The sequence below is a fragment of the Candidatus Bathyarchaeia archaeon genome, from assembly GCA_035935655.1.
Classification (GTDB): Archaea; Thermoproteota; Bathyarchaeia; order 40CM-2-53-6; family 40CM-2-53-6; genus 40CM-2-53-6.
In genome coordinates, this window is sequence record DASYWW010000062.1 from 129,655 (window position 1) to 155,202 (window position 25,548).

A 25,548-nucleotide genomic window follows, 5' to 3' on the forward strand; every position below is an offset into this window, starting at 1 on the left:
GAAAAAATTGCAATAGAAAACACTCATTCGGTATTGAGAAATTCTTCCTGTGGAGCGAATAGGTCTCAATCACGTCGTCTCTCGGTTCGTCTTCGCTGTCAGTGGTTTTTGTCCTCAAACGTAATATTAGTCAAGTAATCAGCCGACGAAGGGATTGGGAGACTGAGACTATCCAGAGTGTAGGTAAAAAACGGTCGTGGGTCCAAACCTATGCCAGGATTGCCGGGATAATCTTCCTGGTCGCAGTTGTAGCAGGCCTCATCGGCGAGGCCACTGTTCCATCAATGCTTGTCGTGCCAGGAGATCCGGCTGCTACCGCGCGCAACATCGTTGGGAACGACTTGCTCTTTCGTCTCGGCTTCGTTGCCTACATTGTAGAGGCGTTGACCGATGTGGCTCTTACCTTCCTGCTCTACGTCCTGCTCCGGCCTGTCCGTGCAAATCTGGCCTTCGCCGCTGTACTCTTTCGAGTCATGGCCACTGCAACGTTCGCGTCCGGCGAAATCTTCTACTTCGCCCAGAGACAGATTCTAGGAGGAGACCAATACCTGAACAACTTCACGACTCCACAATTGCAGACGCTTGCACTATTGTCATACAACGTCTCCATCGCGGCCGGCAACCTCTCCACCATATTCTACGGGACAGGCTCGATCATCCTCGGATACTTGATCTGGCGATCAGGATACCTTCCGAGAATCATGGGCCTGTTATGGGTTATCGGCGGAATAGGATTCGCCACCGGAACCCTAGTATGGTTCACAGCTCCAGCTTATGCTTCCATCCTCTTGATGCTGCCGATGATCATCGCGCTAATCATACTGGGCGCGTGGCTTCTCGTCAGAGGAGTCAACCTGGCGAACTGGAGAGAACGCGAGCCGGGCGGAACCGTCTAGAGTGTCGATCTGATAACAGATTATACCTGCCTCTTACAGGCTATCATCTGATGCTAATTGTCGAAGGATCAGAGAGAGACTAGTAGGATAGAGGCGTTCAGCGACGGGGTCATAGCCTTCGCCATCACACTCCTGGTCTTGAATCTCAAGGATCCTTTGCTAGATCCGGCTTTGAGTCGGGGATCACTGTTTCAGGGATTATTGACGCAGTGGCCTGCGTTCTTTGCTTTCGTCACGAGTTTCGCGACGATACTGATAATGTGGGTGAACCATCATAACATGTTCACATTCATACGGCGGGTGGACACGACCCTATTGTTCTTGAATGGTCTCTTGTTGTTCTTTATTGTCCTGACAGCTTTCACGACCTTGCTCGTCGCGAACCACGTTGGTCTAGGCCAAACCAATGATGGAAGAACCGCTGTTGCTATCTACACTGGGAACGCTATGATACTGGGTCTGGTCTGGTCGACAATATCGTACTACTGTGCGAAGACTGGGCTCGTCCCTGCCGCTCCAGGCGGGATACGATATCTCATTGGTCCGGTCCCCTATGCAATCGCTTTCGGATTGAGCTTCGTCAACGCCTTCGCTAGTTTGGTAATAGTCTTGATTATCGCTGGATTCTGGACCCTGGCTTCAAGGGGTTTCTGGAGAACGGCACTAGCAGAAACCGCGTGATTGTGAATTGAAAAAGAAACTGTGGGGAGTCTGCGATAGCTTGGGAGCTTGGAAAGCGAAGAACCCATCCGAACCAAGAGTGAGTATCGTTACACTGCTCGGCTAGAGCGCTCACTCGAGCGAGTGGCCGCAGCTGGGACACTTGTCTGCGGAATTTCGAGAGACGGCGGAGCCACAGTGGGGGCATAATTTAAGATCAGCTTCGTCAACAACTTTCGGCTTTGTCATGTTTTCTATTTCTTTCTCTCGGCGCGAAGGACCAATCGGAACAGGATTCGCGATTTGACTTGTCCGCAATTGACGCAGAGTGGCCCTCATGCTGCGCCTCAAAAGCAAGAATTGGACGATGAAGTAAGCCAAGATGTAACCATAGAAGATTCCGGCTGCCAGTTTTCCACTGATTCCCAGAGCTGGGAGGATGATAACGATGGGAATGAAACCCAGGAGAAGAGGAACAAACATCCGAATGGCAAACCATTGCCGTGCCCGTCCGGCCTCCTTCTTCGCTTGCCCCCTTGAAGATGATGACTGACTCATCCGGCTCCCTTTTTTCGAAAGATACTAGTCCTTCACGCTACCTTTTGATAACGATTCTAGGGTTGCTTTTGAGCGGGTCCGGTCTGTCCGCTCTCACGACACAAAAATCTTGAAACGTATCCCCCTTTTCTCAAGTCTATTTTCGTTGTCTTGCACTGATAATGGGCGAATTGTCGTGTTTGGGGCGTGATATGGATTGGAATCGTGGGGTGATTGTCGGGCCGGTCAAGAAGGATTTCGAGACAGCTCTGGTGAGGTTGTCCCAGATCCCGGATCAGGGCTGGAAATAAGCGATTTTTCGGAAAATCTTCGTTTTTCTTTCTCTGCGTTAGGTCGACAAACGGCTAGGATCGGGGTCCTCGTAGCCAGGCTCGGATACCTGTCTCCTCAACGTCAATGACTAATGGCTGAGCCTGGTGTGTCATCTGTTGGCCGAATGAGTTGACGAAGCGGATTGTGGGCTGTAATGTGTATTTGCCCGGATGATCTGGCCGAGCCTGCAAATCTATTTGCAACGTCTCCAGTGGGGAGAGTCGTTTGCCGCTCAGGTTCAGGATTCCAGCGTGGACCGTCTTTTCAGTCTCGCTGGTCCTAACTGTCAGTCCGGACTGAGAGAGATTTTCTACGCTGATGAGACTAATACGTGTCTGGCTTGGATTCAGGATGGTCAGCGTCAGTTGGGCAGGTTTTTCGGGATAGAGAGGGCTCACGGGTGCGCGCAGGGCCGCGTGAAGGAGTGGGCGATCTGCCGTCTGGTGAATAATTGTCTGATTCAGCGCTGTCGGTGTGACGATGCCTGTTGTGGACTGTGCGATTGAGGCTGCCGGTATCGGGCCCACCGTGAGGGTTGTGTGTTTTTCCGATATTGATTGTAACAGACGTTCGGCATCGTCCTTCCGTGCCGTGTATCCGGCACGTTGGAACATTTCTATGGCTTGGTGAGTCTGCTCTTCGGCTTGGCGGTACAGATTGTCGCGGTCTGCTTGAATGAGAGTAGACTCGGCCTCAGCAAGGTAGGCGACCGCGTCGTACATGCGCCCAGTTGCAGCAAGCCATGAGACGCTTGACGTGGACCCTGCGTCTGTAAAATTGCTGTGGGCGATTGCTAGATATTTTTTCATCTTCTGGAATTCTGTTGCCGCGAGGTTGTCTTTGTAGTGGATGCCGATGGCTAGGGCTCGGCAACAGGCAGCCCAGCCTCCGAGGAGCGAGGATACCGAACGGGTCTTGGATGTTTTTTTTGCCTCGTCGAAGAGTAAGGCAGCTTGGTCATAGTGCTCTGCTCTTAGGGTCTGTTCCGCTTCGAGCATTGCCTGGCTCGCACGACAGATAAGTGCGTGTCCACGCATCATGTCTCGGGTCTCAGGATCGTCGTATGCCCTTGCAAGCTTGTCGAATTGGTCGGCTGCTTTTGAGAGTTGGTTGATGCTTTCGGCGAGTTGTCCCTGTCTTTCTAGGAGGTGGGCTCGATCGAGAAGGACACGTGATTCCGCATATTCCCTGCCAAGAGTTGCAAGGCTGCGCCAAGAGGTCGTTTGGTCAGTTGCATTTACGGTGGAAGCGTCTAACCATTTTTCAGCTCTGGAAAACGTGTCGACGGCCATCGCCAGGGTCTTGCTAGAGAGTTCGGGATCTGTTTGATTCTGCTCTTCCGCTTTCGATGTCAGAGCCCATGCCTCGAAGAAGCTTGATAGTGCCTTGGACGCGTTTGTCAACTCGAGAGTCTTGCTGGCTTCACGATAATGTTCGACTGCGGATTTGTAGTCGCTCTTGAGGTAAGCAGCTTGTGCAAGAGTCGCAGAGGCTCTTGATTCCAGTCGTTGGGCTTGATCGTGAAAGTCTGAAGCTAAACCGGGATATTTTGTGGCTGCTTCCTCGTAGCACTTTGCAGCGTCGAGAAATGTTCCGTTTGCTTTTTCGAATTTCCCCGCGTGAACGTAGGCTTGGCCGAGCTTGATGAGGGATTCTGCTGCTCGAGTTGGAAGCGTTTGGTTCCTTGCAAACTCGTTGCTTTGTTGGAGGTTTCTCAGGGCCTCTTCGTTCAGGTGAGGGTCGCGGGTTTCCTGGTAGAGGTCGAGCTGGGCGCTCGCAAGGTCGTACAGGTATTTGGCAAGTATTCTTTGTTTCAGGCCGGGGTCTAGTGCGAGAGGGCTGTTGAGGACGCTTCGCGCCGTGTCTGTTGCCTTCTGAAACATGCTAACTGATTCGGTTAGGACCTTTTCCTTGTCTGCGTCAGAGAGTCGGGCTGTCTCGCGTTTGATCTCTCCGTAAAGGTAGAAGTGTTCTGCGTCTCCCCAATCCCAGTGTGAGTAGAATTGCTTCGTGCTTTGCTCGTACACGAGGCCGGCCTTCCACGCCTCGTCTAGAGTCCTTTTCTTCTGCTCATTCTCCTCTAGTGTGGCAAGGTAGTATAGGTAGAATCCGAGGTTGCTACTCTGGTTAGCTATCCCGGTGGGTGGTGATTGTTCGGCGATCTTCCGACTGATCTCCACCGAGTCTCTAACGAGACGGATGCGTTCTTCTTTGGTCTTGGGAAACCATCGAGAATAGAACGCCACAATGTCGCCCATAGTCCACAGGATGTAGCCTGGGCTGTTGCGGAGTCGGCGAACTCCTCCGAAGTATCGTAGTTCTTCCAGCCCTCTGGCGGATTCCTCCTTGCTCTTTCGTAGGAAATTTGTGGCTTCGCCTGGGTCTTCGAGCGCTGATAACTCATCGAGGTATGATCGTAGTTTTGCGGCTAGCTGGCTGCCGAGCGCCAGATGGTCATCTGTAGCGCTGACCTTGGCGAGGTATTCTGTTGGGTCGATGATAGGCGGGGTTGTCGGGAGAAGGTACCAGGACTCGATCTGGTCCCATAGCGCTTGGGCAGATATCCTTGGATCGGCGGGCTCTTTGATCTGGTGTCGTAGTGTCTCGAATTGTTCTATCGCTTTGTTTCCAGCGGTCTCTCGATCTTGGTACTCCGGTAATTGGGTCCACGCAAACTGGTGAGCATCGATTTGTTCAATGATTAGGAGTTGTTGTTGGTCCCTGTTGAGGTTGGCATAGAATGGTCGCGTTGGGTCTGATGCTCGTAGGCTTTGTTCTAGGGCCGGGAGCCGGGTTAGAATTTTTGGGTCGTAGTTCTGGAGGTCGTTGGAGATGATGAGCATCTCGAGAGGAAGGGTCGGAGCTATTTCGTTGGCTCGCGCAGGATCGGCGGTCCATCCTTCCATGAGTGCCCTGAAGGCTTCATGCAGTTGAGTGAGGGCTTGGCCGTTGTCGACTGCGGTTTGGGCGGTACAGTATTTTGATAGGCCATTGTATCGGGCTGCTATGATCTGAGAATTATTCTGAACGGCTTTCCCGGCTCGTTCGAACTCGCTTGCTGCGAGAAGCATGAGCCTGTTGAACTGGTCATGTCGAACTGTTTGAAAAGCGGCTTGAAAATGGCAGTGGGCAGAGTAGCGCCAATTGTTATGCGCTCCAGAGCTGTTCGTCCAGGAGCTATTCGTGTCCTCTAATTCTCGTGCTTGGTCTAGCCAGCGGTAATTGTGACTGGGAGCTGGGTTATCGTCCGGATTGCGCCCGATTGCCGTCCAAGACAAGCTCTCTGAACCGTGAATGAATATGGTTCCGGGTTATGGGCTTTGGCTTTTCGAACTACGGTCGAGCCTCTCTTCATGACGGTCTGGGAACTTGGAATCACCGTCTAACGAAAGAGACCGAGCTGATTCTGGAAAGTCGCTGGCTATCCGATGTCACATCAGTCCGATCTGGCGCATCAGTCCGACTTGGTCATAGAAGAGCCGTTCTTCAGCAATCTCCCCTTTGCTGTTCCAAGTTGCTACCGTGCAGAATTCGACGTGAAAGCCTTTTCCTGAGGCTGGAATTGTCTTTCCATCTGGCATCTTCATGGGACCCTTCATTGTGCCATAGAAATCTGCGACTGAACAAGTATGGTTTCCTTCGGCGAACAGGGTCTTGTAGGGTCGATTGATGAGATGATTGTCCGGGAATATTTTGAAGAACTCTACGGCCTCGAGGTCATGGTTTTGCCTTCCCCTTGTTGGCTCAGGTTGGCCGGGCCAGTAGACGGCAACGTCTTCCGTATGCCGTTTCTTGAACGTATCCCATAGGGGACTCTGCGGTCCGGCATTCCATGCATCATCTAGGGTCTGCATTAAGTTCTTCAGATTCAACTCTGTAACCTGCGACATACTGAACCGAGACAAATATTGGACCTGTAGTTTCTTAAAACAATAGTGTTGACTGATGCGTCTCCTATCCTGAAAAACAGGTCCTCAGCAGGCAGGCTTTGAGGTCTAATTTCCGTCGAGGTTCGGCGTGTCTGTCTTTTGCTTTGGTTTCATGTTTCAAGCGATGAGAAGCAAAATGATTCCTGTGAGGATGAGAGCGAGGCCAAGAAAGAGCGAGAGGCCATACAGCGGGACATTGGACAAGCCCGCGAGGGTTTGGAAAGACGGGTAGTGCGTTTGAATGAAAGCACTGACAAGAACGAACATTAGCAGGATCATTCCTAGGATGATGAGCGCGAACCCTAGTGTTTAGAGAGATTTCAGATCACCCCATGACAACGTCGGACCTTATCCGCTACGGGACAAGGGAGATGTGTAGAGAAACGTCGATCGGTCTTGCCTTGGACATGCATATGCGTGATAGGTCGGACTTTGCATTGTTATCGTGACAAGCATTGGTCAAGTGCAGGATCTGCGGAGAGACCGTTGGCTGGAGGTCTGTCAACGGACACCGTCGGATGAAACATCCAGCGTACCATCGTGCGCTCATGCGACTCGTTTGGATACCGTATCTTCCCGCGGCATTTTGGTTTACTTGCATCTACTTCATTTATCTGGATGCGTTCAACTACTCGCTCGTCCGGCTCCTTTTCAGCTTAATCGGAATCTCTGTAATCATTTTCTTCGTCACTTACCTTCTGCTCTGGCGCAAGATGGCCAGAGTCCGAAGCAGGTCACGTGCCCCCTTCGAGGCGGAGAAGGGTCAGAACGGCGAGAAGTCGGGGAAACCTGAAACGGAGCCGCAATAATACGAATCTAATGAGGGTACTCGGCATCATCATCCCCAACAACTTCAAGGCGACTCCGCTTCAACGAATGGCCTCATCGGGACGCCTCACGGGAAGCTTCGCCGACGAAGTCGTCACACGCGACCAGTTTGACCAGCAAGACGACGCAAGCCATATTCTCGGTTATCCTTGCGAGACAAAATATCAATAGGGGTCTCGTCGGTGTCTTACAACAACGTGTTTGTAGATCGTTTATCGGCGAGATTGTCCAACGACGGATATTCTATCCAGAGAGCCATAAAGTTCGCAACGTACGACCTCGATCTGTTAGCGACGAAGGTCGAGTTGTCTGTCCTCAAAGGCAACAGAATCCATGTAATTGTTGCCACAACGATGGAAGTTCCCAATTCCGATGAAATCTCCTCGTTTTCCGAATCCGCCTACCAGTACGTCACAGGGAATTTGTCCGGGCTGGTCCAAGCGGCCGTACAAAAGCCGGTAAAGGGGAAGCTCAACCTGTACGTAATACCTGTTACTGTCTCAAACGACTTTTCAGAGGACATCAAAAAGTGGATTAGTAGTAATATTCCTGCAAAACACTTCGTCCCCTTCAACTATCCAATTCTGATCTCCAGCAATAACGGGCAGGTCTTCATGTGCAAGAAAACCCCGGTCCTAGGCGCCCTTGCCTGGAAGGGCCTGATGAAATTCGTCGAGAAACAGCTCAGTCCTCAGAGCTAGGGGTCCACTTTATCGTTTCATCGAGTCCGCTATTCCGAGGGCCAAGTAGTAGAGTCCAAAGAGGATTGGACCAAATGAAACGACGTAGACTCCTCCTGTCACGCTAGATGCGGCAGCAAGAAAGGTTCCGACTGTTATGAGTGCTCCAATGGCAAACGCGATGAGGCCAATCTTGATGCGTCTCTTGCCTCTGCTTCTGATAGCCGTCTTCCTTTGGACTCTTGCCGTTTGGACGATTGTCTGAGCTTTGTCAGCTTGTACCCCCTTTGCAACAAGCGCGTTCACTATCTCGGCATCCTTCTTTCCTAGAGACAATTGTCCGAAGACAAACTGGAACAGCTGTCTATCATCAGACGTCGGGAGACTAGCGAGTGGAACCGACGAGGACAATTCGAATTCGACACTAATTTCGCCCATCAGGCTATTTGAGCGTATACACTGAACGCTATCACCGGATCAATCGCTTCATGCTGCACTCTTGGCTCCAATGGATAACCTCTTGATGAAAATCCAATAAACATTGGGAAAACCTGCTCAACGAGAGGGACGTTACGCGGCATGTTTTTCCCGGGGGAGCCGGAACTGGCTCGAGTGACAGTCAGTGGACCCTAGTCTGAAGACCTGGAAGAGGGAACTCGTGTGCGACAGATGTAGAAGATGGGCTTCTGCTCTGACCTTGATCAAACCCGGTGATACTTGGAATGGATCCGGGACTCATCCGGAGCTAGTGGGTAAGAGACTCTGTTACACTTGCATCGCGCAGATACTAAGACCACCCGTACCAGATTCGCCAGCAGAGGTCCCAGAGGCAATACTCATAGTCTCAACGGCTGTCATCTTTCTCATCGCACTATTGGTCAGAATCGACCCCACGATTCCGGGATTACTATTCGTCGGATCACTCGGAATTGTTGCTTTGAAGCGAGAGCTGAAAAGCAGGTTCGACGGGCGGCCGTCGCCCTGGCGACGGAACCCGGTGAAGAGTCAGCGAGCTTGGGAGGCGTGGAAAGCTAGAAAACCATCCGAACAACTAGTGGGAATCGAATTACTGTTCGAAGAACTTCCAATGTGAAAAATCTAAACTAAGATCCGGGAGCTTCGAGAAATGGGCAACCTATTAGAAGACGTTCTCACCTAACGCTCATCCAGCCTAGGATCCGGAATGGGTGAAAGCCTATTAGTGTTTTCTCGAAGAAGTCAATTATCTTGGGCCGCTCGCCCTTCGCTTGAAATATCATCTCTCCTTTTCGTTCAACACAATCCCAAAATTGACAACCCATGCGATGCTTTCTCATCCGGCTATACGTCTCCTGCCCCGGCACTGTAGCTCAACGCCCACTCCAGCACAGGGTCATGCCCGGACCGGTAGTCATTCCAGGAGGGGATAATTTCCTTATCGGGGCGGATGAGGTTTTCGCCGCTCTCTACGAATTTGTAGAACTTTACTGAGTACTGAACTGTCCAATGCGAGTTGGGCAGCTTCATACTGCGGGCTTCTTGGTAACTGTTGGGCTTCTCGCCAATCTGCTGGCCGACCAGAATAGCGCTGGTCTGGTAGCGGAAATGGGCGGAATTGGACATGGCCGCCGAGAATGTGCTTGGACCGATCAATACGAAAAGATGGCCTTTACGGTTTATTTCCGAGAGGTCGCGAATTGGATGCACTAGATACTTCAGCCCCTTCTCATAGTCACCCCCTCCGTTCAACCGCATATCTATGACGAGCTTGTCAGGAGTATGTCGACTGATCTGCCGAAAGAGCTGTCTGGAATGATTCCTTAGATCCTTGTAACCCCGAAAGCTTACGTAAATCGCGTCATGATTGCGAAGGTGGGCATACCAGAAACTCACGCCGTGCCTCTGCCGAAACAGCGGGGGCTCCTTGAATACATGAGTCCAGTTCGCTCGAGAACGTTTCCTGAATGCAATTGGATGCGTATCGATATTGAATTCTCTTCCGTCGTCGTTTGCAAGAGTGTAACGCGTCGTGTTACGATCATGGATAATTCCGGTTCCATGAAGAACTGAGCCTCTCGTGAGCAAGGTTGTGACGCGTAGGTCGCGCAAGACTTGGGTTTCGTCCCCGGGCGTCAGGGAAAAGAGCATTTCACGGGCACGCGTGATCGGCGTGCCTTCAATCTCAATCACTCGTCCCCCGAGGGCCCCTTTGTAATCAGATGTACTCTCTACCACGCGGTATTCCTCGCCGAACCGCTCTAGCTTGAGGGGGAATGTAGCATCGTCCGTGGGGGATGGCATGTACGTGTGCCCATCTCCAATCATATTGGTGAGCCGGTTCATCCCGACATAGATTTCGTCGCTGTTGAGGTGGTCTATGTTTCGGTCGAGTTCGGCGACTATGGTTTCGAAACGTTCACGGGAAACATGGTGGAAGGCGTTGGCGTGGCGCTTGGGCAGTTCCCGGGCGAGGAATCGGAGATCCTCGTGCCACTGCGCCGTGGTTAGAACGCGCATCCTCGTCGCCCCGCAACTCCGATTCTACGATTAAAGACGCTCGGAGCTCAATTCCCAGGCTAGAAACCGGCGAAAAGCTCGGGTTCAAATCGAAAGATGAGTACCATAAGGCACAGAAGGAAAGACTCAGTTCCGACAGGATCCAGAGCCTGTGAGTCATCGAGTAACCGCGTCCTGCGACTGTCGGTGTCGCATGAGATTTCAGCTTGAGCGTTAAACGCTCACCAGGGGCCAAGAATCTAACATGACTTGTGGAGGTCCAAAGTACGTTCAGGGTCGGAGCTGCCTACAGCAGGGTAAGCTTGGCCATCCCTACAAGGAAGTAATCTCGCATCTGACGGGACAATCCTACGGACACTGCCCTGAATGTGGTAGTAGCATCAGTCATGAAGATTGGATTAGGCGCGATCAATCAAGGCGCCACAAGATTACGCAGTGAAATTCCAACTAGAAGAAGCTAGCCGAGAATTCATAGTCACCAACAACTATTTGGCGCAACCTCTCGAAGTGTGTGAGTTGGCGATTACCGAGGCCAGGCAGCCATGAAAGCCCCTGAAACTGTCTCTAAGCGTGAACAATAGGCCGAGAAAATTTTGGCGATCAAGAAAAGAGACTCAAAAAGATCGCCCCGGAATATTCGAAAGAAGCAAGGAAGAACAGAAAAAAGGAGTCTAACGAATTTGATTGCCGAAGGCAGTGGGTAAAGCTGTCTCTATCAAATCCCATATGCGAGTAAAGGCTTATCTACTACTTGGTATAGTGCTGTATACTATTGAACATTCGATTGGTAAGATGGTCTTTACTTGAGCGATAATCTAGAAGAAATAGGAAAAGAACTCCGCGACGAGATCCGGTCCTTCAAGACCGAGATACGCCGCGAGCTAGCCGAAGCCCTCCGTGGCGCGGCCGAGGGCTCGATTAGAGTAGACGTCTCCAGGGACGAGGCGGCCCAGACAGAACCCGCAAACGTGGTCGTCAAAGATCTAGTCAAACTGATCCGGGACAATGTTCGTTCCAGCCTCGTCGAGCGTGGCGAACTGGCAGTCGATGAGCTTGTTGAGAAGATGAGCGAGGACAAAGCCTCCGACCTGCTCAAATCACTCGCCAACAACGAGAGAATTAAGATCGCAAAAATGCTGTATAACAGCAAGATGACATTCAGCGATATCGGAACAAAATCCGACCTCAAGAACCCCTCTGTCATCTATCACATTAACAGTCTCAAGAAAATGGGTCTCGTCACAGCCAGCGACGAGGGTGGTTACGAGCTCACACGTCGCGGACGACTACTAGTCAGAACACTCGCGCTCATGAACGAGGCATTGGGAGGAGAAAAGATTGATTGAGATAGGACGGGAGAGAATCGTCGAGATCGGTCTCAAGAGAGTCGGATCCGTCGCCGGCAGCATCGCCAGCCTACTAGTACTAGTCTGGCTCGTCAGGGGATGGGTCTATCTCTCCGCCTACTCCGCCGCCCTGCTCACCATAGCCTTCGGACTCATCTACACCCACCACATACTCGACACGAAGCTCAGCGCCGGAAAAACACGCGCTTTATCCAGCCTTTTCTGGAGCATTGCCGGAAGCAGCATCATCGTACTTCTCTCGATAGTGGTTCTTGGATGGATCGCGGGAATACAACGAGACACGTTCCCAGCCAGCATCAATGACCTGGTCCCCAACCTCCTCATCCTGACAATAGCCACGGGCATCGCGGCCTACGCATTCTACCGGCTAGCGCCCCGGTCAACCGGTCCCATCACGAGCACACCAGCCATCAAAGTCACCTCATCCTCAGCCCTCGACTTCGGCAAGGTACGATTGTCCACAAAGAACGACTCGATGATACTCCCGATCAGAGCCTCCAAAGGAACCGTCGGTGCCCTAGTCTACGGAGACGTCCAAGCAACCTTCGACACACCAATGGGTAAAGTAGTCGGCAGCATCCCCGGACCAGTAACAACAATCGGCGTCCCATTCCGCGGGGAAAAAGCGAATGGCGATGAGATTTCCAAGCTAACCGGCAAATCCCTCGACCAACTCCTCGACGAGACCGATGTTGACACGACCCTTCCACGCGGCGAGATCTTCACCCAAGGCTTCACCCCTACTAGGTACGGAGAAACCAGAATTGATTTACCCTTCATCCGGATTAGCAAGAGAGCGGATGGCGAGAATGTCAAAGTCGGCCCGATAAGCGTCAGCACCGGGCCACGCGCAGAAGACGACGTGGAGGTCGGACCTTTCGATTTCAGCCCCTGCGACTTCATCATGAGCAATGACGATGGACGGACCTGGTTCGCCTCAGACGAAAGGGGATCAAGAGGCTCACGACGAAGACGACGCTTCGGCAAACGATGGATAGCCAAAGCCAATGAGGGAAACGCCTACCTCAGCGCATCGCCTGAAGGCCTCCAAGCCCGCTGGAATGGCTCTTCCTTACGCTTGAAAGGCGATTCGATGAAGATGGCCGTCGGACAGGACGGCTTCGTCTACACTCCGACCGAGCTAGAGACCTATTCCCCACTACACACCCTACACGTCACACCAACAAAGGCGACGCTAAACGCGAACAAGTTCACACTGAACATCATCGGGAACAGGGTCATCCTACGGTCAGAGGATGGATCCAAGAGCACAGAATCACCTGGTCTCGCCAAGGATCTCCTCGACCTCTTGACAGAGACCGCCAACAGCCAGGTCAAGTCGGTCATGAGCGGCCAGCCCATGGAACTGGACGAGATGCTTCTCGGGACAGAGGAGGTCCTCAAGAAACATGAATGATTCGACCATAAGACAGCAGCCTAGTATCATGATCCTGTTGGAGAGAAGAATAGCACGATGAAAGCCGTCATCCAGGAAAAATATGGACCTCCAGAGGTCCTTGAACTTCGAGAAACAGAGAAACCAAAACTAATGGGAAATAGACTCCTAGTCCGGATACACGCGACAAGCGTCAACCCGGCTGACTACCATCCGATGAGGGGCATGTTCCTCGCCCGTGTGATGGGCCGCACAGGAATACGCAAACCAAAAGATGGAAGATTCGGCACAGACTTCGCAGGCGTCGTCGCTGAGCTCGGCCAGAACCCTTCACATTTCAAAGTCGGAGACGAAGTCTACGGCGTCGTCCCCGGCGCCGCCGCCGAGTACGGAGCAGCACGAGAAGACCGGATCGCACTAAAACCATCAAACAGCACGTTTGAAGAAGCCGCAGCCGTCCCCATCGCAGCCTTCACCGCCCTCCAAGCCGTCCGCGACAAGGGAAAAGTCCAATCAGGCCAGAAAGTTCTCGTCAACGGTGCATCTGGCGGAGTAGGAACATTCGCCGTCCAGATCGCAAAATCCTACGGGGCAGAAGTCACAGCCGTCACCAGCACACGAAACCAGGATCTAGTCAAGAAGATCGGCGCAGACCATGCCATTGACTACACCCAACAAGATTTCACCAAGACTGGCGAGAAATATGATGTTATCATCGACACGATCGGAAACCATTCCGTCCTCGACATCAGACGCTCACTGACCCCGAATGGAAGGTGCGTCGCGATCGGGTTCGGTGGCTTGACCGGCTTCTTCGGACACATGATTCTTGGATCACTATCCTCCGCGGTCAGCAGCAAGAAAGTCGGCTTCTTCGTAGCAAAATCCAACTCGAAAGATCTCGAATTCCTCAAGGAACTCATAGAATCAAGAAAGATCAAACCGGTGATCGATCGAACCTACGCGATGAAGGAGATCTCTGACGCGGTCCGGTACGTCGAGGGACCCAACCACCGGCCCGGACACGCCCGCGGAAAAGTCGTCGTCACCGTGCCCTCGAACCCAACCATAGGAGCCAGCCCATGACGATCCTCGTCGTCGGCGGCCTCAACGGTTTCGTCGGAAGCAACACCACCGAGGCACTCGTCAACCTCGGCCAAGACTGCGTCGTCACCAGGCACAAGAGGCCAGAGATTCCACGATTCCTCCAGTCACGCATCGATCACAAACGCGTGATCATCGAGGACGCGGACGCGACCTCGATCGACGACCTGCGAAGGATCGGTGAGAAACACAGGATCGACGGTATCGTAAACGTCGGAGGCGGCTTCAAAGTTCCCAAGAGTCCCTATCCGGGTCTCAAGGGCTACTTCGACATGCTCGACGCCATGTTCCAGCTCGCGCAGGAATGGAAGGTCAAACGCGTCACGTTCTCCAGCACCGGCGGAATGTACCTCGGACTACAAGGAACCGCGAGCGAGGACCAACCCATCTATCTTCAGAGCCCACTCCCCGGTATTCCGGGAATCCTCCAACGCCAGAAGATCGTCGAAGTCGCCAGCGAGGAATTCACCAAAGCCACTGGTATCAGCTCGATCTGTTGTCGGCTTATGGGCTTCTACGGACCTTTCCAGGACGTGGACCAAGCCAGCGTAGCAAACCGGCTTGTGCACGCAGCCGTCAGGGGCAAACCGCTGGATCTCGAGGGAGCCTTCTTCAGCTTCACAGACGACGCCGTCGATGTGCTGTACATCAAAGACCTCGCCCGCGCCGTCGCCCTGCTCCACACCGCCGAGAAGCTGAACTACAACGTGTACAATATCGGCACCGGCAAAGCAACACCGAATCGGGAATTTCTTGAATCCACAAAGAAAGCGGTCCCGGGCTTCGACGCGACTCTTCCACCTGGAAAGTTCCCCTTCCCAGCAATACTCATCATGAATACCAAGCGATTACAAGCGGACACTGGATTCACACCAAAATTCGACACCCAATCAGCGATCCAAGACTATGTCGACTGGCTGAAGGCAGGAAACCCGAAGTAGAGAGGTTCGGTCGTTGGAGCTTCTAGAGGCCGACGGTCTCGCAAAATCGTTCATCGTCAAGGAAGGCCCTATCTTCGGGAAAAGCCCCAAGACCGCCAACGCGCTGAACAGTGTCAGCTGACAGAGAAATACGCTCAAACAAAGGGTGTAATCGGGACCCACTAGGTTCGAGCGTGTCACCGTCCCTTGATTCGCTCGGTTGAACTCGACAATTATTCCAGACGACAACAGTTGCTAGTGTGAAGAATTACCTGTTCAGCTGGAGACTATTCATCATCGTCGTAGTCGTTATCGCAGTTGCTGTCTTCACGGTTTACTCGGAATCTCAGCAGACGGTGGCTTGCCTTGCCTGCCCCGTCTCTTACACGGGGAAGGAGCAGATCGGTCTCAACTCCGTCCGGGTCAACTCAGCTACGAGTATAATTCTCAGCGTAACCAACATAGGCAGCTTGAACATCGGGCTCGCATCATACTACCTCAAAGACTCCAAGGGAGATATGTACTGGAACCAGACGTGGTTGGGCCCCACCCTGAGCCCCGGCGGATCCGTAACCGTGAATCTCTCGCTGACAGGAAATCTCACAGGACAGCCATTCCAGTTCCAGTCGGGACAGGCTTACACTGTCGAACTCGTAACTGCAAGGAACAACCCATTCACGTATACTTTCACAGCTTGATCACGTCTGCCGATAGCCCGCCAGTCTTTTCTCAACCGGGTCCCCTAAAAGGCAGCCACGCCTCACCAAGTAAACGAGCAGACGTCTTGCCAAGACCGTAAGTCCCTTACGAAAGTTACAGAATATCTCGATATCTCTCCGTCTATAAATTGCAAGAGGTCGAGATCCAGCGCCTGATCCTGGCCGAGCAAACAACGACTTGTACACCGTGTTCAAAACTGTAGTGTTATCCGTTTATCTCCCGTCATTGGAGTGTCCTTGAGAAGAGTGGAGTATTTCTCGGTCAGCCCTGGTCATCGTTCGCCGAGCGTGCTCCACGATCACCAAATAGGAGGTGAATAGTCTCGAAGAAGATAGCGCTCCTCCTTTTGGTCGTAGCAGTCCTTCTCCTCCCAGCGGTTGCTCTTGGTCATGCAGCCTCTAACGCAGGCGGTTCAGACCATGCAAAGAGCAAGGGTCATCCCGACAGTGACAAGCATCAAGCAACAGACCATGAAGACTGTGACCATGACGATCGGGCCGCGGATGCAACCGGCCACGCTTGTGGAGTAGCTCACAAGAAAGCAGGGATGTAGCCTGGCCCTGAAGTCAAGGCTGCTCATTCGCCCAATTTTTTTCAGTCAACACTAACTTATCGGACCACCATGCTCTTGGCTCCATAATTCTCGAAACCTTCTCTTCCCCCCCTGCCTGATCAAGAGGACAACACCTAGCCCTGCCACAAACAGGACAAGCTTGTTACAACGCAAACTTTCTTGAATAAGAAACGCTTGGCCCATTTTCATGCCGATTGTTAGAGTACTAATGTATCCGGGAAGAACGCAACAGCAGAAGGACGATCTCGCCAAGGCAATCACGGACGCCGTAGAGAAGATCGCAAAGGCGCCACGGGACCAGACAATAGTCGTCATACAGGAAGTCCCCAAAGAACAGTACTACGTTGCCGCAAACCGGGCAGCGTAAGAAAAACACCATCGACAGAAAGGCTTGTTGACAATCAACCCATGAAGAAAAGATATCCGCTAGACTGGAAATCTTAGACTAGGGGTTGTTGGATGCAGCCGATCCTCTACAACCCTCTCTTTTAGATAGACAAATCTATCCGGCAAGGAATCATCGTAGTCGAAGTTCGGGGTCACGGAGAACTCCTTGTACAATTCTACTATTGTCCGGTAAGCGATGACTCGTGCACTCGTCCCTAATCTCTCCATCAATGTCTTCACAACATCCTCAAATCTGCCAGGGATATCTTCCCGGCTGATTCCTTTCTTGTTTAGGAAGTCGTAGATCCAGTCGCGGATGGGTCCACCCATTCCCTGTAGGACACGGTCGAACCAGTAGTCGACAGCCAGTTGAAACCCAGACATCAAGTTAGAACGCATGGATAGCCCAAACGCGTGAATGAAACGGCGAGGCAACGACTGGATACGCATAGCGTTTCCAGCATTCGAGACAAACGGTAACCCCTTATTCCCTGCCGGAAGCCCGACCCTACCCCTACCCTTGTGACTCGAAGGGCCGTCCCTACTTCGAAGCCAAGCCCGACAGTCCTTTCTCCTTCCAGGTCGAAGGGTCTTGGTAAACCCCAACTTTCTAAGGTTGCATCTTGTCGGAACTTGTATCCAATACTATCCTTGTAGATAATAGGAAACCACCTAGTTTCTTCTTATACTCGTGCGTTTTTGTTTTTCTTACGGGCCCTCCGAGGTATTAACCTGATGACCACCCAAGAGACCCTTCGGGGTCCTCTTGGTTCGGGTTTTGCCGGAGGGTCCGTTCGAATTCCGAGCGCTTTTTTCAATGGTGAACGAGCTCGAGATCCCTAGTAGCATCCTCAGTTCGAAAGAGTCCGGGGAGACGTCGTTTCAAGACTCTGTGTTTAGTTGTCGGCGGAGGTTCGAACGGTCTTACCTATCGGGCCTTTATGTCTACGTCCTTAAAGTCATTCATTGACGTCCAAAGAGTGGGGGAACAGAACACTTCCCGATGGAAGTAGTTGGATCAGAAACGACCGCGAAAATCCGTTTCGGAGAAGAGAACGAATTTTCATAATAAGAGAAGATCAGAGCGAAGAAGATCGTTCGTTTCACGCTAGACTCGGGACGAGAGGAAAGACTTGACGTTTCCATCGTTCGATTTGAACGACCGGTTTTTTTCATATTAAGACTTGTGGTACAATCAATCCAGCAGAGTTTGCTGTGGATAGATGCGGCCGGCTGGTGATATCTCTGGTGAATTGTAATTAATGTTCGCATCGAGCATCTTATATTTCAAGTAGTCGTGTTCGTAGTTGGTCATCAGGTTGAAAACCAAAAAATTGGAAGCGGTACCACTGCAACTTCGCCTAATGGTTTGTGATTCTAGCGTACCTCTCTCCTGCCTCTTCCTGCGGCTGGGAGCACGCGCATAACGGATTCGTCCCATCACATCAAGATCGCGACTCGAACAATTATCCTCTGCTCGGTAATCATTCTCGGACTCGGCTACACAACATCTCATTTCTCCGCCACTATTCAGACCCCGGCCACTTCCAACGCATCGACTGCATTCAACTATGTTGTCGTCATCCTCATGGAAAACCATGGCCTCAGCGACATTGTCGGCCCCGCAACCTACATGACGACCCTGGCAAACACCTACGGTCTCGCGACTCAATACACCGCGGTAAGCCATCCATCAGAACCAAACTACCTTGCACTGGTCGGCGGTGACACCTTCGGAATTAGCAGCGACGGTGTCTGTTGCTGGACGATTAACTCGCCGAACATAGTCGATCGGATCGAAAACGCCGGGCTGACCTGGCAAGCATGGGCTGAAGATGCTTCGGGTTCCGGAACTTGCCGCTTCAGCCCACCACGGTCGGCAGACCACTTTGGTTTCCTGGAGTTCAGCGATATCAACACCACTTCTCGTTGCGGTAATTTCCACTCGACGCAGTCATCTTCTGATTCAGAGTTTGTCAATGCTCTCAACAACAGCCCCTCGAACCTCATGTGGCTGACCCCTAACGACTGCAACAACATGCACGACTGCCCCGTCACCACAGGAGACACTTACCTTGCTGGTCTGGTACCCAAAATATTGACGAGCAACCTCTTCACGACAGAGAAAGCCGCCCTCTTTATCGTCTTCGACGAGGGTAACAAGGGTTCTCCTAACGACTACGTCTACAGCCTGTGGGCAGGCTCAGCCGTCAAGAAAGCTTACCAATCCAGTAGCCAGTACAGTCACTACTCTTTCCTCCGCACAATCGAAGCGAACTGGAACCTTCCTTCGCTTACGTCTAATGACGCGAACGCGCCAGCCATGACAGAGTTCTTCAGCACTCCAATGTCCAGTCAATTACAGGCTAGTTTCACCGAGACACCAAAGGCACCGAATGTTGGCATGTCAGTCACCTTCACGGCAATTGCCTCGGGAGGTAATTCGCCTTACACCTACTCGTGGACCTATGGCGACAACGGGACGGGGTCAGGGATCTCCAGCACTCACGCATATGGATCAATCGGAAATAGAACAGTGACCCTAACGGTCCAAGACTCGTCCTCCCCCTCCCAGACCACCAACAGCTCCCAAATCGTTACCGTGTCAAGCGGATTGCCATCCGCTGGGGTTGACTTCGGAACCTGCATGCCCCTCCCCAAAGGTTGGAGGTGCGGCAATACTAACGGTTTGACAGGTAGTTCCGCCACTATCGTAAATGGCGTACTCGAGACTCGGGAGTCTAATCCAAACGTTGGAAACGACAGCAGATATTACTATTCAACTGGCCAAAAAGGTACATTCCCTTGGTCACCTTGTCAAGCGCCCGCCAACGGGACACTGCCTACCAACATTACAACAGTGAGCACTACATTTACTCCACTGGTCTTTCTGCCCTCAGGATCGTACCGATACCACCTCTACGTCGCCCTTTACTACTGGCTACCAAAAGGCCCGGTTGTTGCAGGATCCTCTTCGTATCGCTGCCTCGACACGCAGGTCAGAGTTCAGAACATCAACGGCACGTTCAGTCGCGTCGGGACAACTGCAACCTACAATCCCGGCGATTCGTTCGGCTGGAGCAACGTTACTGTTGGTGAGGTAGCTATGGGTCAAACATACAGCCTTACGGCGAATGTTGAAAACCAGTGCCGACAAGACCTCATGGCTTGGGGTTTGGACCCGAGCACTCCATGCCAACTCGCCGGGATTGAAATCGGCACCGAAGGCTATCAGTTCCGAGAGCTCGACGTGAACTGGCTCAAGGTTAACCTAGTAGCAACCGCCCAACCAGGAACGCTGGCTGCTGCGATCAGCGCAACACCCAATAAGCCACACGCCGGAGAGACCATGTCTTTCTCCGGCTCGGCAAGCGGCGGGACCGGCCCATACACGTACTCTTGGAGTTTTGGAGATGAAGCAACAGCGTTTGGCCCCACCGTGAACCATGCGTATCCGAGATCTGGAGACTTCAGAATAGCGTTGTTTGTAACAGACAGCTCTGCAATAACCCAGACATACACCGCCACGCAAGTCGTACATGTGAACTCGTTCTGCGTCCCGGCCAAATTCATCAGGGCGGACGTGAACCATGATGGACAAGTCGACTCGGCCGACGTCGCCATAGTGGCTCAGGCGTTTCAATCGACACCGTCATCAGCCAACTGGAACCCCTCAGCGGATGTCAACCAAGACGGGATAGTGGATATTGTTGACGTGGCCATCATAGCATTCACCTTTGGTCAGTCAGTATGCTAAGCTAGAGTCCAACTGTCGTACTCAACCCCGCTCTTTCTTTGGATTTCCTCTAGCCATAGTTAGACGATCTCCGTCAACGATAATCTAGGGTAGCCGCGTTCAAAGCCGAATTTTACACCGTGAACGTTTGTAATCGGTTTGACCCCATAGATCAAGAGTGACCCGTTGACGGTCTGCATTTTCAAGTGGTAGTCAACCGCTCTTAGAAGCTCTTCCCTCAGACTTGTCGGTCGTGAGATCACGCCAACGCTAAGTGCACCTGAATCACGGATGCCTGCCCCTATTTCGGCAATCCCTGGAAGTCCTAGAGTTTCGCCGTAAAGTTGTACTGCCTTATCGAAATCGTATTTCAGTACTCTCGCGGATGAGATAGCTCCAAGCTCATTCCATGCATTGTTGAACGCGGCCAGGTCTCCTGTTAGATTGCCTGAAAGCTTCACCCTCCATTTTTCGTCGCGAAGAACTTGGTTGAACTCTGCTATCCGGACCCGCTCGTTTAGCACTGTATCTCCAACGTATGTTTTCAGAGACTCAGCTATGTTCTGTGAACTGAATATGCTGTAGGGAATGATGAAAGCAGTTCCTCCCTGGTTGATGAAATTCGCTGCCATTATGTCGAGGAGAAGCTTCACGGAGTGAGGCGAGACGGTGCTGTTGACATCCAACAAAAGAGAAGAACCCTTTCTGACTCCACCGTCCAACAAAGCATCAAGATCGGGACTACCGGTCGAGTAGGAGGACTCGGAGTTACGCACGGGGCTGAGTAGCTTCGGATTGACCGATCTATCAATGTCAAAGTGAAATTCAACCCGGGGTAAGAGAGTGAATTTGCCCCCATCGAGCGAGAACAGCGCCCCTTGTGTATGGAGCCTGAACCCGCGAAGCTTGTTGACAACTACGCTCCTCACAGTTCTATCTTCTAGGTCGGATAGCGCCAGTGTAACGATGCCGTCCACGAGATAGTCGAGCTTAGGAGAGTTTACGCTTTCGCTCACGATCACTGCGCTTAGTTTGCTCTCATCCAGATCTTGAAAGATCGCTGTTTCCATTGCGTGACGTTCTTCCTCTGTCGCGTTGGCTACTGCTCCTTCCCAACTATCCACAACTATGATGCCCTTCTGTTTAGCCCGTTTCAATGCAATAATCCTGTCAACAATATTCGATGCTCCTCCGTTTCGACTGTCTCCTCTCGTCCTAGTGGCTGTTGCCTGTCTTCGAGACATGGAATCGAGGACCTCACGAACCCCCGGGAAATGTCGCCGCAGCTTCGAGGACGAGACCCGACTTGATACGTACACCTTATTGGCAGAAATTGTGTGAGGACCGATGCGAGTTCCTTTCGCCTCATTGAGAAGTTCCAGGGCGAGAGTTGTCTTGCCAGTGCCCGGGGCCCCTTGAATGAGCAACACGTTTCCTGGCGATTCTAGAAATCTTGACATAAGGTCTAGAAGGTCGCTAGCCTTAGACTTCTCAGCCCCTATCTGTTCCGCCTCAACCTGAGGTTCTAGCGCGGTTTCGTCCTCGCCGGAGACACCTTCAGCCATCATGATATTCTAGCATCACGAGGACTCTTCTCTGAGGACAAGCATTGTGTAACTCGACAAGGCACTCCAAGGTTGAATACAATAGAACACAATGAACATCTTACGGAATGTATCGAGATGCAAGAAACTTAGATGAAAAAGCTCAAACACAGTAGAGAAAAAATGGTATCCAGTTTCGCGCTCCGATCTTGAAGAGGTCCCTCTACTCAGAGAGCGTCTCCATTTTGGCGAGTCACCTGTTACACTCGGCTTAACCTGCGCCCGAGAATATGACAACCTTCAGAGAGGTTGTCTTTGTGCGGACGACGATAGTAGAAACGTTTCAGTCGACGATGAACCAATGTTTCACTATCGTTGTTGAGGAAATACTTGGCCGGAGCGTCAGGGAGGAGATCTTCCAGTTACTGGAGAGGAACGGGATCGAACCGTTGGAAATCTCCAGCAGGTTCGACGACGTAATCGAGGTTCTCACAAGGGTCTTCGGAATCAGTGCCCAGATTCTTGTCTACAAGACGGTGACGGAACTCTACAAAGAGTATTCATTGCGGACTGGCTTCGCTTTCGGCGAATCTATGAAAGATCAAGTTGCCCAGCTACGGGAAAAGGTAGCGAACGACCTTCTGAAGCCTAGGCACTATACCAGCATCGACCCTTGATGTAAGTCAGCCGGAGAAAGTCTCGATAGAACACTCGCAGAATGACCCTTGTGGAATCTCGGACAGGGGACTTGTCAGAATTAGTCTATAAATAGCGCGAGGGAAGAGTGCTTTGTAATGTTAGTTCTTTTCGAGAAAGAGGGAAGTTTCCTCTGAAGGCCAGTTTGATGCAACCAGGCAAAAGGCGAAGAATAATGAAACCTGAGAAAAGGAATTTAGCGCAAAATCGCCGGCAACAGTCCTTGAAGACCAAGAAGATTGTGAATGCAGTTGACTCTGTTCTAGGACCCGGCAAGACCGCTCCTAATTTTTCTCTTAACAGTACACCGGATCAGAAGGTGTCCCTGAACGATTTCCGGGGACAACCTGTTATCCTTGCTTTCTACCCTGCAGACTGGAGTCCCGTCTGCACCGACCAGTTATCATTGTACGCAATGGTGATGCCGGAATTCAAGAAGTTCAACGCAGAGCTCCTCGCCATATCCGTAGACAATATCTGGTCCCACCTCGCTTTCGCAAAAGACCGCAAGCTCAACTTCCCGGTGCTAGCAGATTTCGAGCCGAAGGGAGTCGTCTCCAGAAAATATGGTGCCTTCAAAGAGAAGATCGGCGAGTCCGCTCGAGCACTCTTCGTAATCGATGAAAAGGGAATCATCAGATGGAGCCATCTCTCCCCTGACGGGATCAATCCCGGAGCTGACGGAATTCTTTCAGCCTTAGAGAATCTGAACAAGACCCAGGCGACTGGGGAAAGAAGCTGACCGCGAAGATGTCCGGGACAACGACGGTTGCGCGAAAGAAAGTCGCGGGGAAGACCCTACTAGAGCCCGCCGGCAAGGAGACAGCCGGAAAGTATCAGGCCCCGAAATTGGAAATTCCAGTCAGTCCTGAGCGCGATCACATAGAAGGACCATTGAAAGCGGCTCTGACCCTTGTTGAGTATGGAGACTATCAATGTCCGTATTGTGGTGCTGCTTATCCGGAAGTGAAAAAGGTCCAGAAAGAACTCGGCTCTGACCTACGGTTCGTCTTTCGCAACTTTCCTCTAACAAACATCCACGAGCACGCTATGAAGGCCGCGGAGACAGCAGAGGCAGCATCTGCCCAGGGCAAGTTCTGGCCTATGCACGATTTTCTCTACGAACACCAAGCCACTCTCGGCGACCCTAGCATCGCCCTTGGCTTTGCAGGGAAGCTAGGCCTTGACACTCGAAAATTTGAACATGGGATAGCTCAGCACATGTATCAGAAAAGAATCAAGGACGATTTCATGGGGGGAGTAAGGAGCGGTGTTAACGGAACACCAACGTTCTACGTCAACGGTGTCAGACACGACGGAGACGCAGTCGCCAAAGCCCTAATCGAAGCCCTGAACCATAACAAGTAACGGCCCTTCACTCGGGAATTCTTTCACATTTCCTGCCATCTCTTCCTTAATCGATCCTAGCCAATTCTCCTCTCGTCCATGCGAGCGGTGACGGTCAAGGAGGTCATGTGGTGTTGGAGTTGCAACAAGGTCATGGAACATGATGTTAGCAACCACCCTGGTTCCGCTGGCGGATGGGTCACGATTGTCTGCAAGGGTTGCAGAGCAACGCAAGTAGAGCAGCTGTGGAAAGATGGAACGATACGAGATTCTCTTCGAGGACAAATCTAGGATAATCCTATCCCACGAGAGCGGGATCACCGGAGCGAGGCCTGGACGCGAAAGCTTCACAGAACAAGCCATCAATCGTGCCTAGCTGAGGCCTGCAAGGCTCAGAACATAATATGATAGGCCGGCTATCGCGGCCGCTGCGGGAATCGTGAGGACCCAGGCGTAGACTATTCTGCGCGCCACTCCCCATCTTACCGCTGAGAGTCTGCGTGTCGAGCCCACTCCCATGATCGCCCCGGCTATGGTGTGAGTTGTGCTGACAGGGATTCCAAGGGACGCCGTGGCGAAAAGCGTTGTGGCCGCCGCAGTTTCAGCGCTGAAGCCCCCAAAAGGATGCAACTTTGTAATCTTCATCCCCATGGTCCGGACGATCCTCCACCCTCCGAAGTATGTCCCGAAACCCATGGCGGTTCCCGCCAACACTATGACATAGAATGGAAGATAGAACGTCGAACCTAACAGTCCCTGCGCGAAAAGGAGGGCCGCTATGATCCCCATTGTCTTTTGAGCATCATTCGTTCCGTGCCCTAGACTGTAGAGCGCTGCAGAGACAAGCTGGAGCCGTCGGAACGCGTGGTCGGATGCGGAACGGGAATAGCACATGGCAATTCTCACGGTCAGCAGGACCAGACCAATGGCGAGGAAGAAGCCGATCACGGGAGACAAGAATATGAAATACGCTATCTTGCTGACGCCAGCGACCTGGACTACGCCCCAACCTCCCTTTACGACACCTGCCCCGATGAGGCCGCCGACCAGGGCATGAGACGAACTTGTGGGCAATCCAAACCACCACGTAATGACGTCCCAAGCGATAGCCCCGGTGAGAACGGCAAGTAGCAGCCAGGCGGTGACAATCTTCGGGTCTATCGTTCCTTTGCCGATGGTTGAGGCAACGTTGACTCCGAAGACGAAGGCTGCGACGAAATTGAAGAACGCGGCCCAGAGCACAGCGACACGCGGAGTAAGAACTCTGGTAGAAACTACGGTGGCGACCGAGTTCGCTGCATCGTGAAACCCATTCATGAAGTCAAACCCTAGGGCAACGACAACAACTAGGACGACTATCTCAAACGGTACTGTTGTAGACACTTGTGGACCCTATGT

Annotated in this window: 27 protein-coding genes; 17 read left to right on the forward strand and 10 right to left on the reverse strand. The window is 52.1% G+C overall.

Annotated features, from left to right (window positions below; all coding sequences use genetic code 11):
• Positions 1-101 precede the first annotated feature (101 nt).
• Together VGS11_12450 and VGS11_12455 are read left to right on the forward strand one after the other, a co-directional pair.
• Positions 102-896 (forward strand): DUF4386 domain-containing protein, encoded by a 795-nt coding sequence (locus VGS11_12450; protein HEV2120898.1) that lies wholly within the window; start codon positions 102-104, stop codon positions 894-896.
• A 57-nt stretch (positions 897-953) separates the two neighbouring features.
• Positions 954-1,577 (forward strand): TMEM175 family protein, encoded by a 624-nt coding sequence (locus VGS11_12455; protein ID HEV2120899.1) that lies wholly within the window; start codon positions 954-956, stop codon positions 1,575-1,577.
• A 111-nt stretch (positions 1,578-1,688) separates the two neighbouring features.
• Here the strand turns inward: VGS11_12455 and VGS11_12460 are convergent, their stop codons facing one another.
• The 4 genes from VGS11_12460 to VGS11_12475 all read right to left on the reverse strand — a co-directional run bounded on the left by VGS11_12460 (position 1,689) and on the right by VGS11_12475 (position 6,634).
• A complete protein-coding gene (locus tag VGS11_12460; protein HEV2120900.1) occupies positions 1,689-2,114 on the reverse strand; it encodes a hypothetical protein in 426 nt (141 codons plus the stop codon).
• Between the two features lie 344 nt (positions 2,115-2,458).
• A complete protein-coding gene (locus tag VGS11_12465; protein HEV2120901.1) occupies positions 2,459-5,704 on the reverse strand; it encodes a hypothetical protein in 3,246 nt (1,081 codons plus the stop codon).
• Between the two features lie 153 nt (positions 5,705-5,857).
• Positions 5,858-6,316 carry an ester cyclase gene (locus VGS11_12470; GenBank protein ID HEV2120902.1) on the reverse strand — a complete coding sequence of 153 codons (459 nt, stop codon included), beginning with the start codon at positions 6,314-6,316 and terminating at the stop codon, positions 5,858-5,860.
• A 156-nt stretch (positions 6,317-6,472) separates the two neighbouring features.
• A complete protein-coding gene (locus tag VGS11_12475; GenBank protein HEV2120903.1) occupies positions 6,473-6,634 on the reverse strand; it encodes a hypothetical protein in 162 nt (53 codons plus the stop codon).
• A 176-nt stretch (positions 6,635-6,810) separates the two neighbouring features.
• Between VGS11_12475 and VGS11_12480 the strand changes: the two genes are divergently transcribed.
• The 3 genes from VGS11_12480 to VGS11_12490 are packed head-to-tail and all read left to right on the forward strand — an operon-like array spanning position 6,811 to position 7,884.
• Positions 6,811-7,164, forward strand: a complete 354-nt coding sequence (locus VGS11_12480) for a hypothetical protein (GenBank protein HEV2120904.1) — start codon at positions 6,811-6,813, stop codon at positions 7,162-7,164.
• 10 nt (positions 7,165-7,174) lie between these two features.
• Positions 7,175-7,354 (forward strand): hypothetical protein, encoded by a 180-nt coding sequence (locus tag VGS11_12485; GenBank protein ID HEV2120905.1) that lies wholly within the window; start codon positions 7,175-7,177, stop codon positions 7,352-7,354.
• A gap of 11 nt (positions 7,355-7,365) precedes the next feature.
• Complete coding sequence (locus VGS11_12490; GenBank protein ID HEV2120906.1) at positions 7,366-7,884, forward strand: hypothetical protein; 519 nt, start codon at positions 7,366-7,368, stop codon at positions 7,882-7,884.
• A gap of 9 nt (positions 7,885-7,893) precedes the next feature.
• On the opposite strand, the gene VGS11_12495 is transcribed toward VGS11_12490, so the two are convergent.
• Positions 7,894-8,274: a hypothetical protein gene (locus VGS11_12495; protein HEV2120907.1), complete on the reverse strand. Its 381-nt coding sequence runs from the start codon at positions 8,272-8,274 to the stop codon at positions 7,894-7,896.
• Positions 8,275-8,485: 211 nt separating this feature from the next.
• Here VGS11_12495 and VGS11_12500 point away from each other — a divergent pair, with 211 nt between their 5' ends.
• Complete coding sequence (locus tag VGS11_12500) at positions 8,486-8,956, forward strand: hypothetical protein (GenBank protein ID HEV2120908.1); 471 nt, start codon at positions 8,486-8,488, stop codon at positions 8,954-8,956.
• A gap of 227 nt (positions 8,957-9,183) precedes the next feature.
• Here the strand turns inward: VGS11_12500 and VGS11_12505 are convergent, their stop codons facing one another.
• Complete coding sequence (locus VGS11_12505) at positions 9,184-10,359, reverse strand: hypothetical protein (protein ID HEV2120909.1); 1,176 nt, start codon at positions 10,357-10,359, stop codon at positions 9,184-9,186.
• Positions 10,360-11,162: 803 nt separating this feature from the next.
• Here VGS11_12505 and VGS11_12510 point away from each other — a divergent pair.
• From VGS11_12510 to VGS11_12540, 7 genes are all read left to right on the forward strand, one after another.
• On the forward strand, positions 11,163-11,705 hold the full coding sequence (locus VGS11_12510; GenBank protein HEV2120910.1) for an ArsR family transcriptional regulator: 543 nt from the start codon (positions 11,163-11,165) through the stop codon (positions 11,703-11,705).
• Complete coding sequence (locus VGS11_12515; protein HEV2120911.1) at positions 11,698-13,143, forward strand: hypothetical protein; 1,446 nt, start codon at positions 11,698-11,700, stop codon at positions 13,141-13,143. The genes VGS11_12510 and VGS11_12515 overlap by 8 nt, the downstream gene beginning before the upstream one ends.
• Positions 13,144-13,200: 57 nt before the next feature.
• Entirely contained in the window at positions 13,201-14,208 is a 1,008-nt protein-coding gene (locus VGS11_12520) for an NAD(P)-dependent alcohol dehydrogenase (GenBank protein HEV2120912.1), read from the forward strand.
• Positions 14,205-15,167, forward strand: coding sequence for an NAD(P)-dependent oxidoreductase (locus tag VGS11_12525; GenBank protein HEV2120913.1), 963 nt, complete (start codon positions 14,205-14,207; stop codon positions 15,165-15,167). The genes VGS11_12520 and VGS11_12525 overlap by 4 nt, the downstream gene beginning before the upstream one ends.
• Before the next feature lie 239 nt (positions 15,168-15,406).
• Positions 15,407-15,844: a hypothetical protein gene (locus VGS11_12530; protein HEV2120914.1), complete on the forward strand. Its 438-nt coding sequence runs from the start codon at positions 15,407-15,409 to the stop codon at positions 15,842-15,844.
• 411 nt (positions 15,845-16,255) lie between these two features.
• On the forward strand, positions 16,256-16,396 hold the full coding sequence (locus tag VGS11_12535) for a hypothetical protein (GenBank protein ID HEV2120915.1): 141 nt from the start codon (positions 16,256-16,258) through the stop codon (positions 16,394-16,396).
• Between the two features lie 231 nt (positions 16,397-16,627).
• A complete protein-coding gene (locus VGS11_12540; GenBank protein ID HEV2120916.1) occupies positions 16,628-16,807 on the forward strand; it encodes a 2-hydroxymuconate tautomerase in 180 nt (59 codons plus the stop codon).
• Between the two features lie 59 nt (positions 16,808-16,866).
• Here the strand turns inward: VGS11_12540 and VGS11_12545 are convergent, their stop codons facing one another.
• Positions 16,867-17,214, reverse strand: a complete 348-nt coding sequence (locus tag VGS11_12545; protein ID HEV2120917.1) for a hypothetical protein — start codon at positions 17,212-17,214, stop codon at positions 16,867-16,869.
• A 1,201-nt stretch (positions 17,215-18,415) separates the two neighbouring features.
• Between VGS11_12545 and VGS11_12550 the strand changes: the two genes are divergently transcribed.
• A complete protein-coding gene (locus VGS11_12550) occupies positions 18,416-20,584 on the forward strand; it encodes a PKD domain-containing protein (GenBank protein HEV2120918.1) in 2,169 nt (722 codons plus the stop codon).
• Positions 20,585-20,643: 59 nt separating this feature from the next.
• Here VGS11_12550 and VGS11_12555 read toward each other — a convergent pair whose 3' ends face one another.
• On the reverse strand, positions 20,644-22,131 hold the full coding sequence (locus tag VGS11_12555) for an ATPase domain-containing protein (protein ID HEV2120919.1): 1,488 nt from the start codon (positions 22,129-22,131) through the stop codon (positions 20,644-20,646).
• A 266-nt stretch (positions 22,132-22,397) separates the two neighbouring features.
• On the opposite strand from VGS11_12555, the gene VGS11_12560 reads away from it, so the two are divergent.
• From VGS11_12560 to VGS11_12570, 3 genes are all read left to right on the forward strand, one after another.
• Positions 22,398-22,784 (forward strand): hypothetical protein, encoded by a 387-nt coding sequence (locus tag VGS11_12560; GenBank protein HEV2120920.1) that lies wholly within the window; start codon positions 22,398-22,400, stop codon positions 22,782-22,784.
• A gap of 242 nt (positions 22,785-23,026) precedes the next feature.
• A complete protein-coding gene (locus tag VGS11_12565) occupies positions 23,027-23,545 on the forward strand; it encodes a redoxin domain-containing protein (protein HEV2120921.1) in 519 nt (172 codons plus the stop codon).
• Between the two features lie 8 nt (positions 23,546-23,553).
• A complete protein-coding gene (locus VGS11_12570; protein HEV2120922.1) occupies positions 23,554-24,171 on the forward strand; it encodes a DsbA family protein in 618 nt (205 codons plus the stop codon).
• On the opposite strand, the gene VGS11_12575 is transcribed toward VGS11_12570, so the two are convergent.
• Together VGS11_12575 and VGS11_12580 are read right to left on the reverse strand one after the other, a co-directional pair.
• Entirely contained in the window at positions 24,142-24,501 is a 360-nt protein-coding gene (locus tag VGS11_12575; protein ID HEV2120923.1) for a hypothetical protein, read from the reverse strand. The two genes, VGS11_12570 and VGS11_12575, sit on opposite strands and share 30 nt — an antisense overlap.
• Before the next feature lie 21 nt (positions 24,502-24,522).
• Entirely contained in the window at positions 24,523-25,533 is a 1,011-nt protein-coding gene (locus VGS11_12580; protein ID HEV2120924.1) for an inorganic phosphate transporter, read from the reverse strand.
• Positions 25,534-25,548 lie beyond the last annotated feature (15 nt).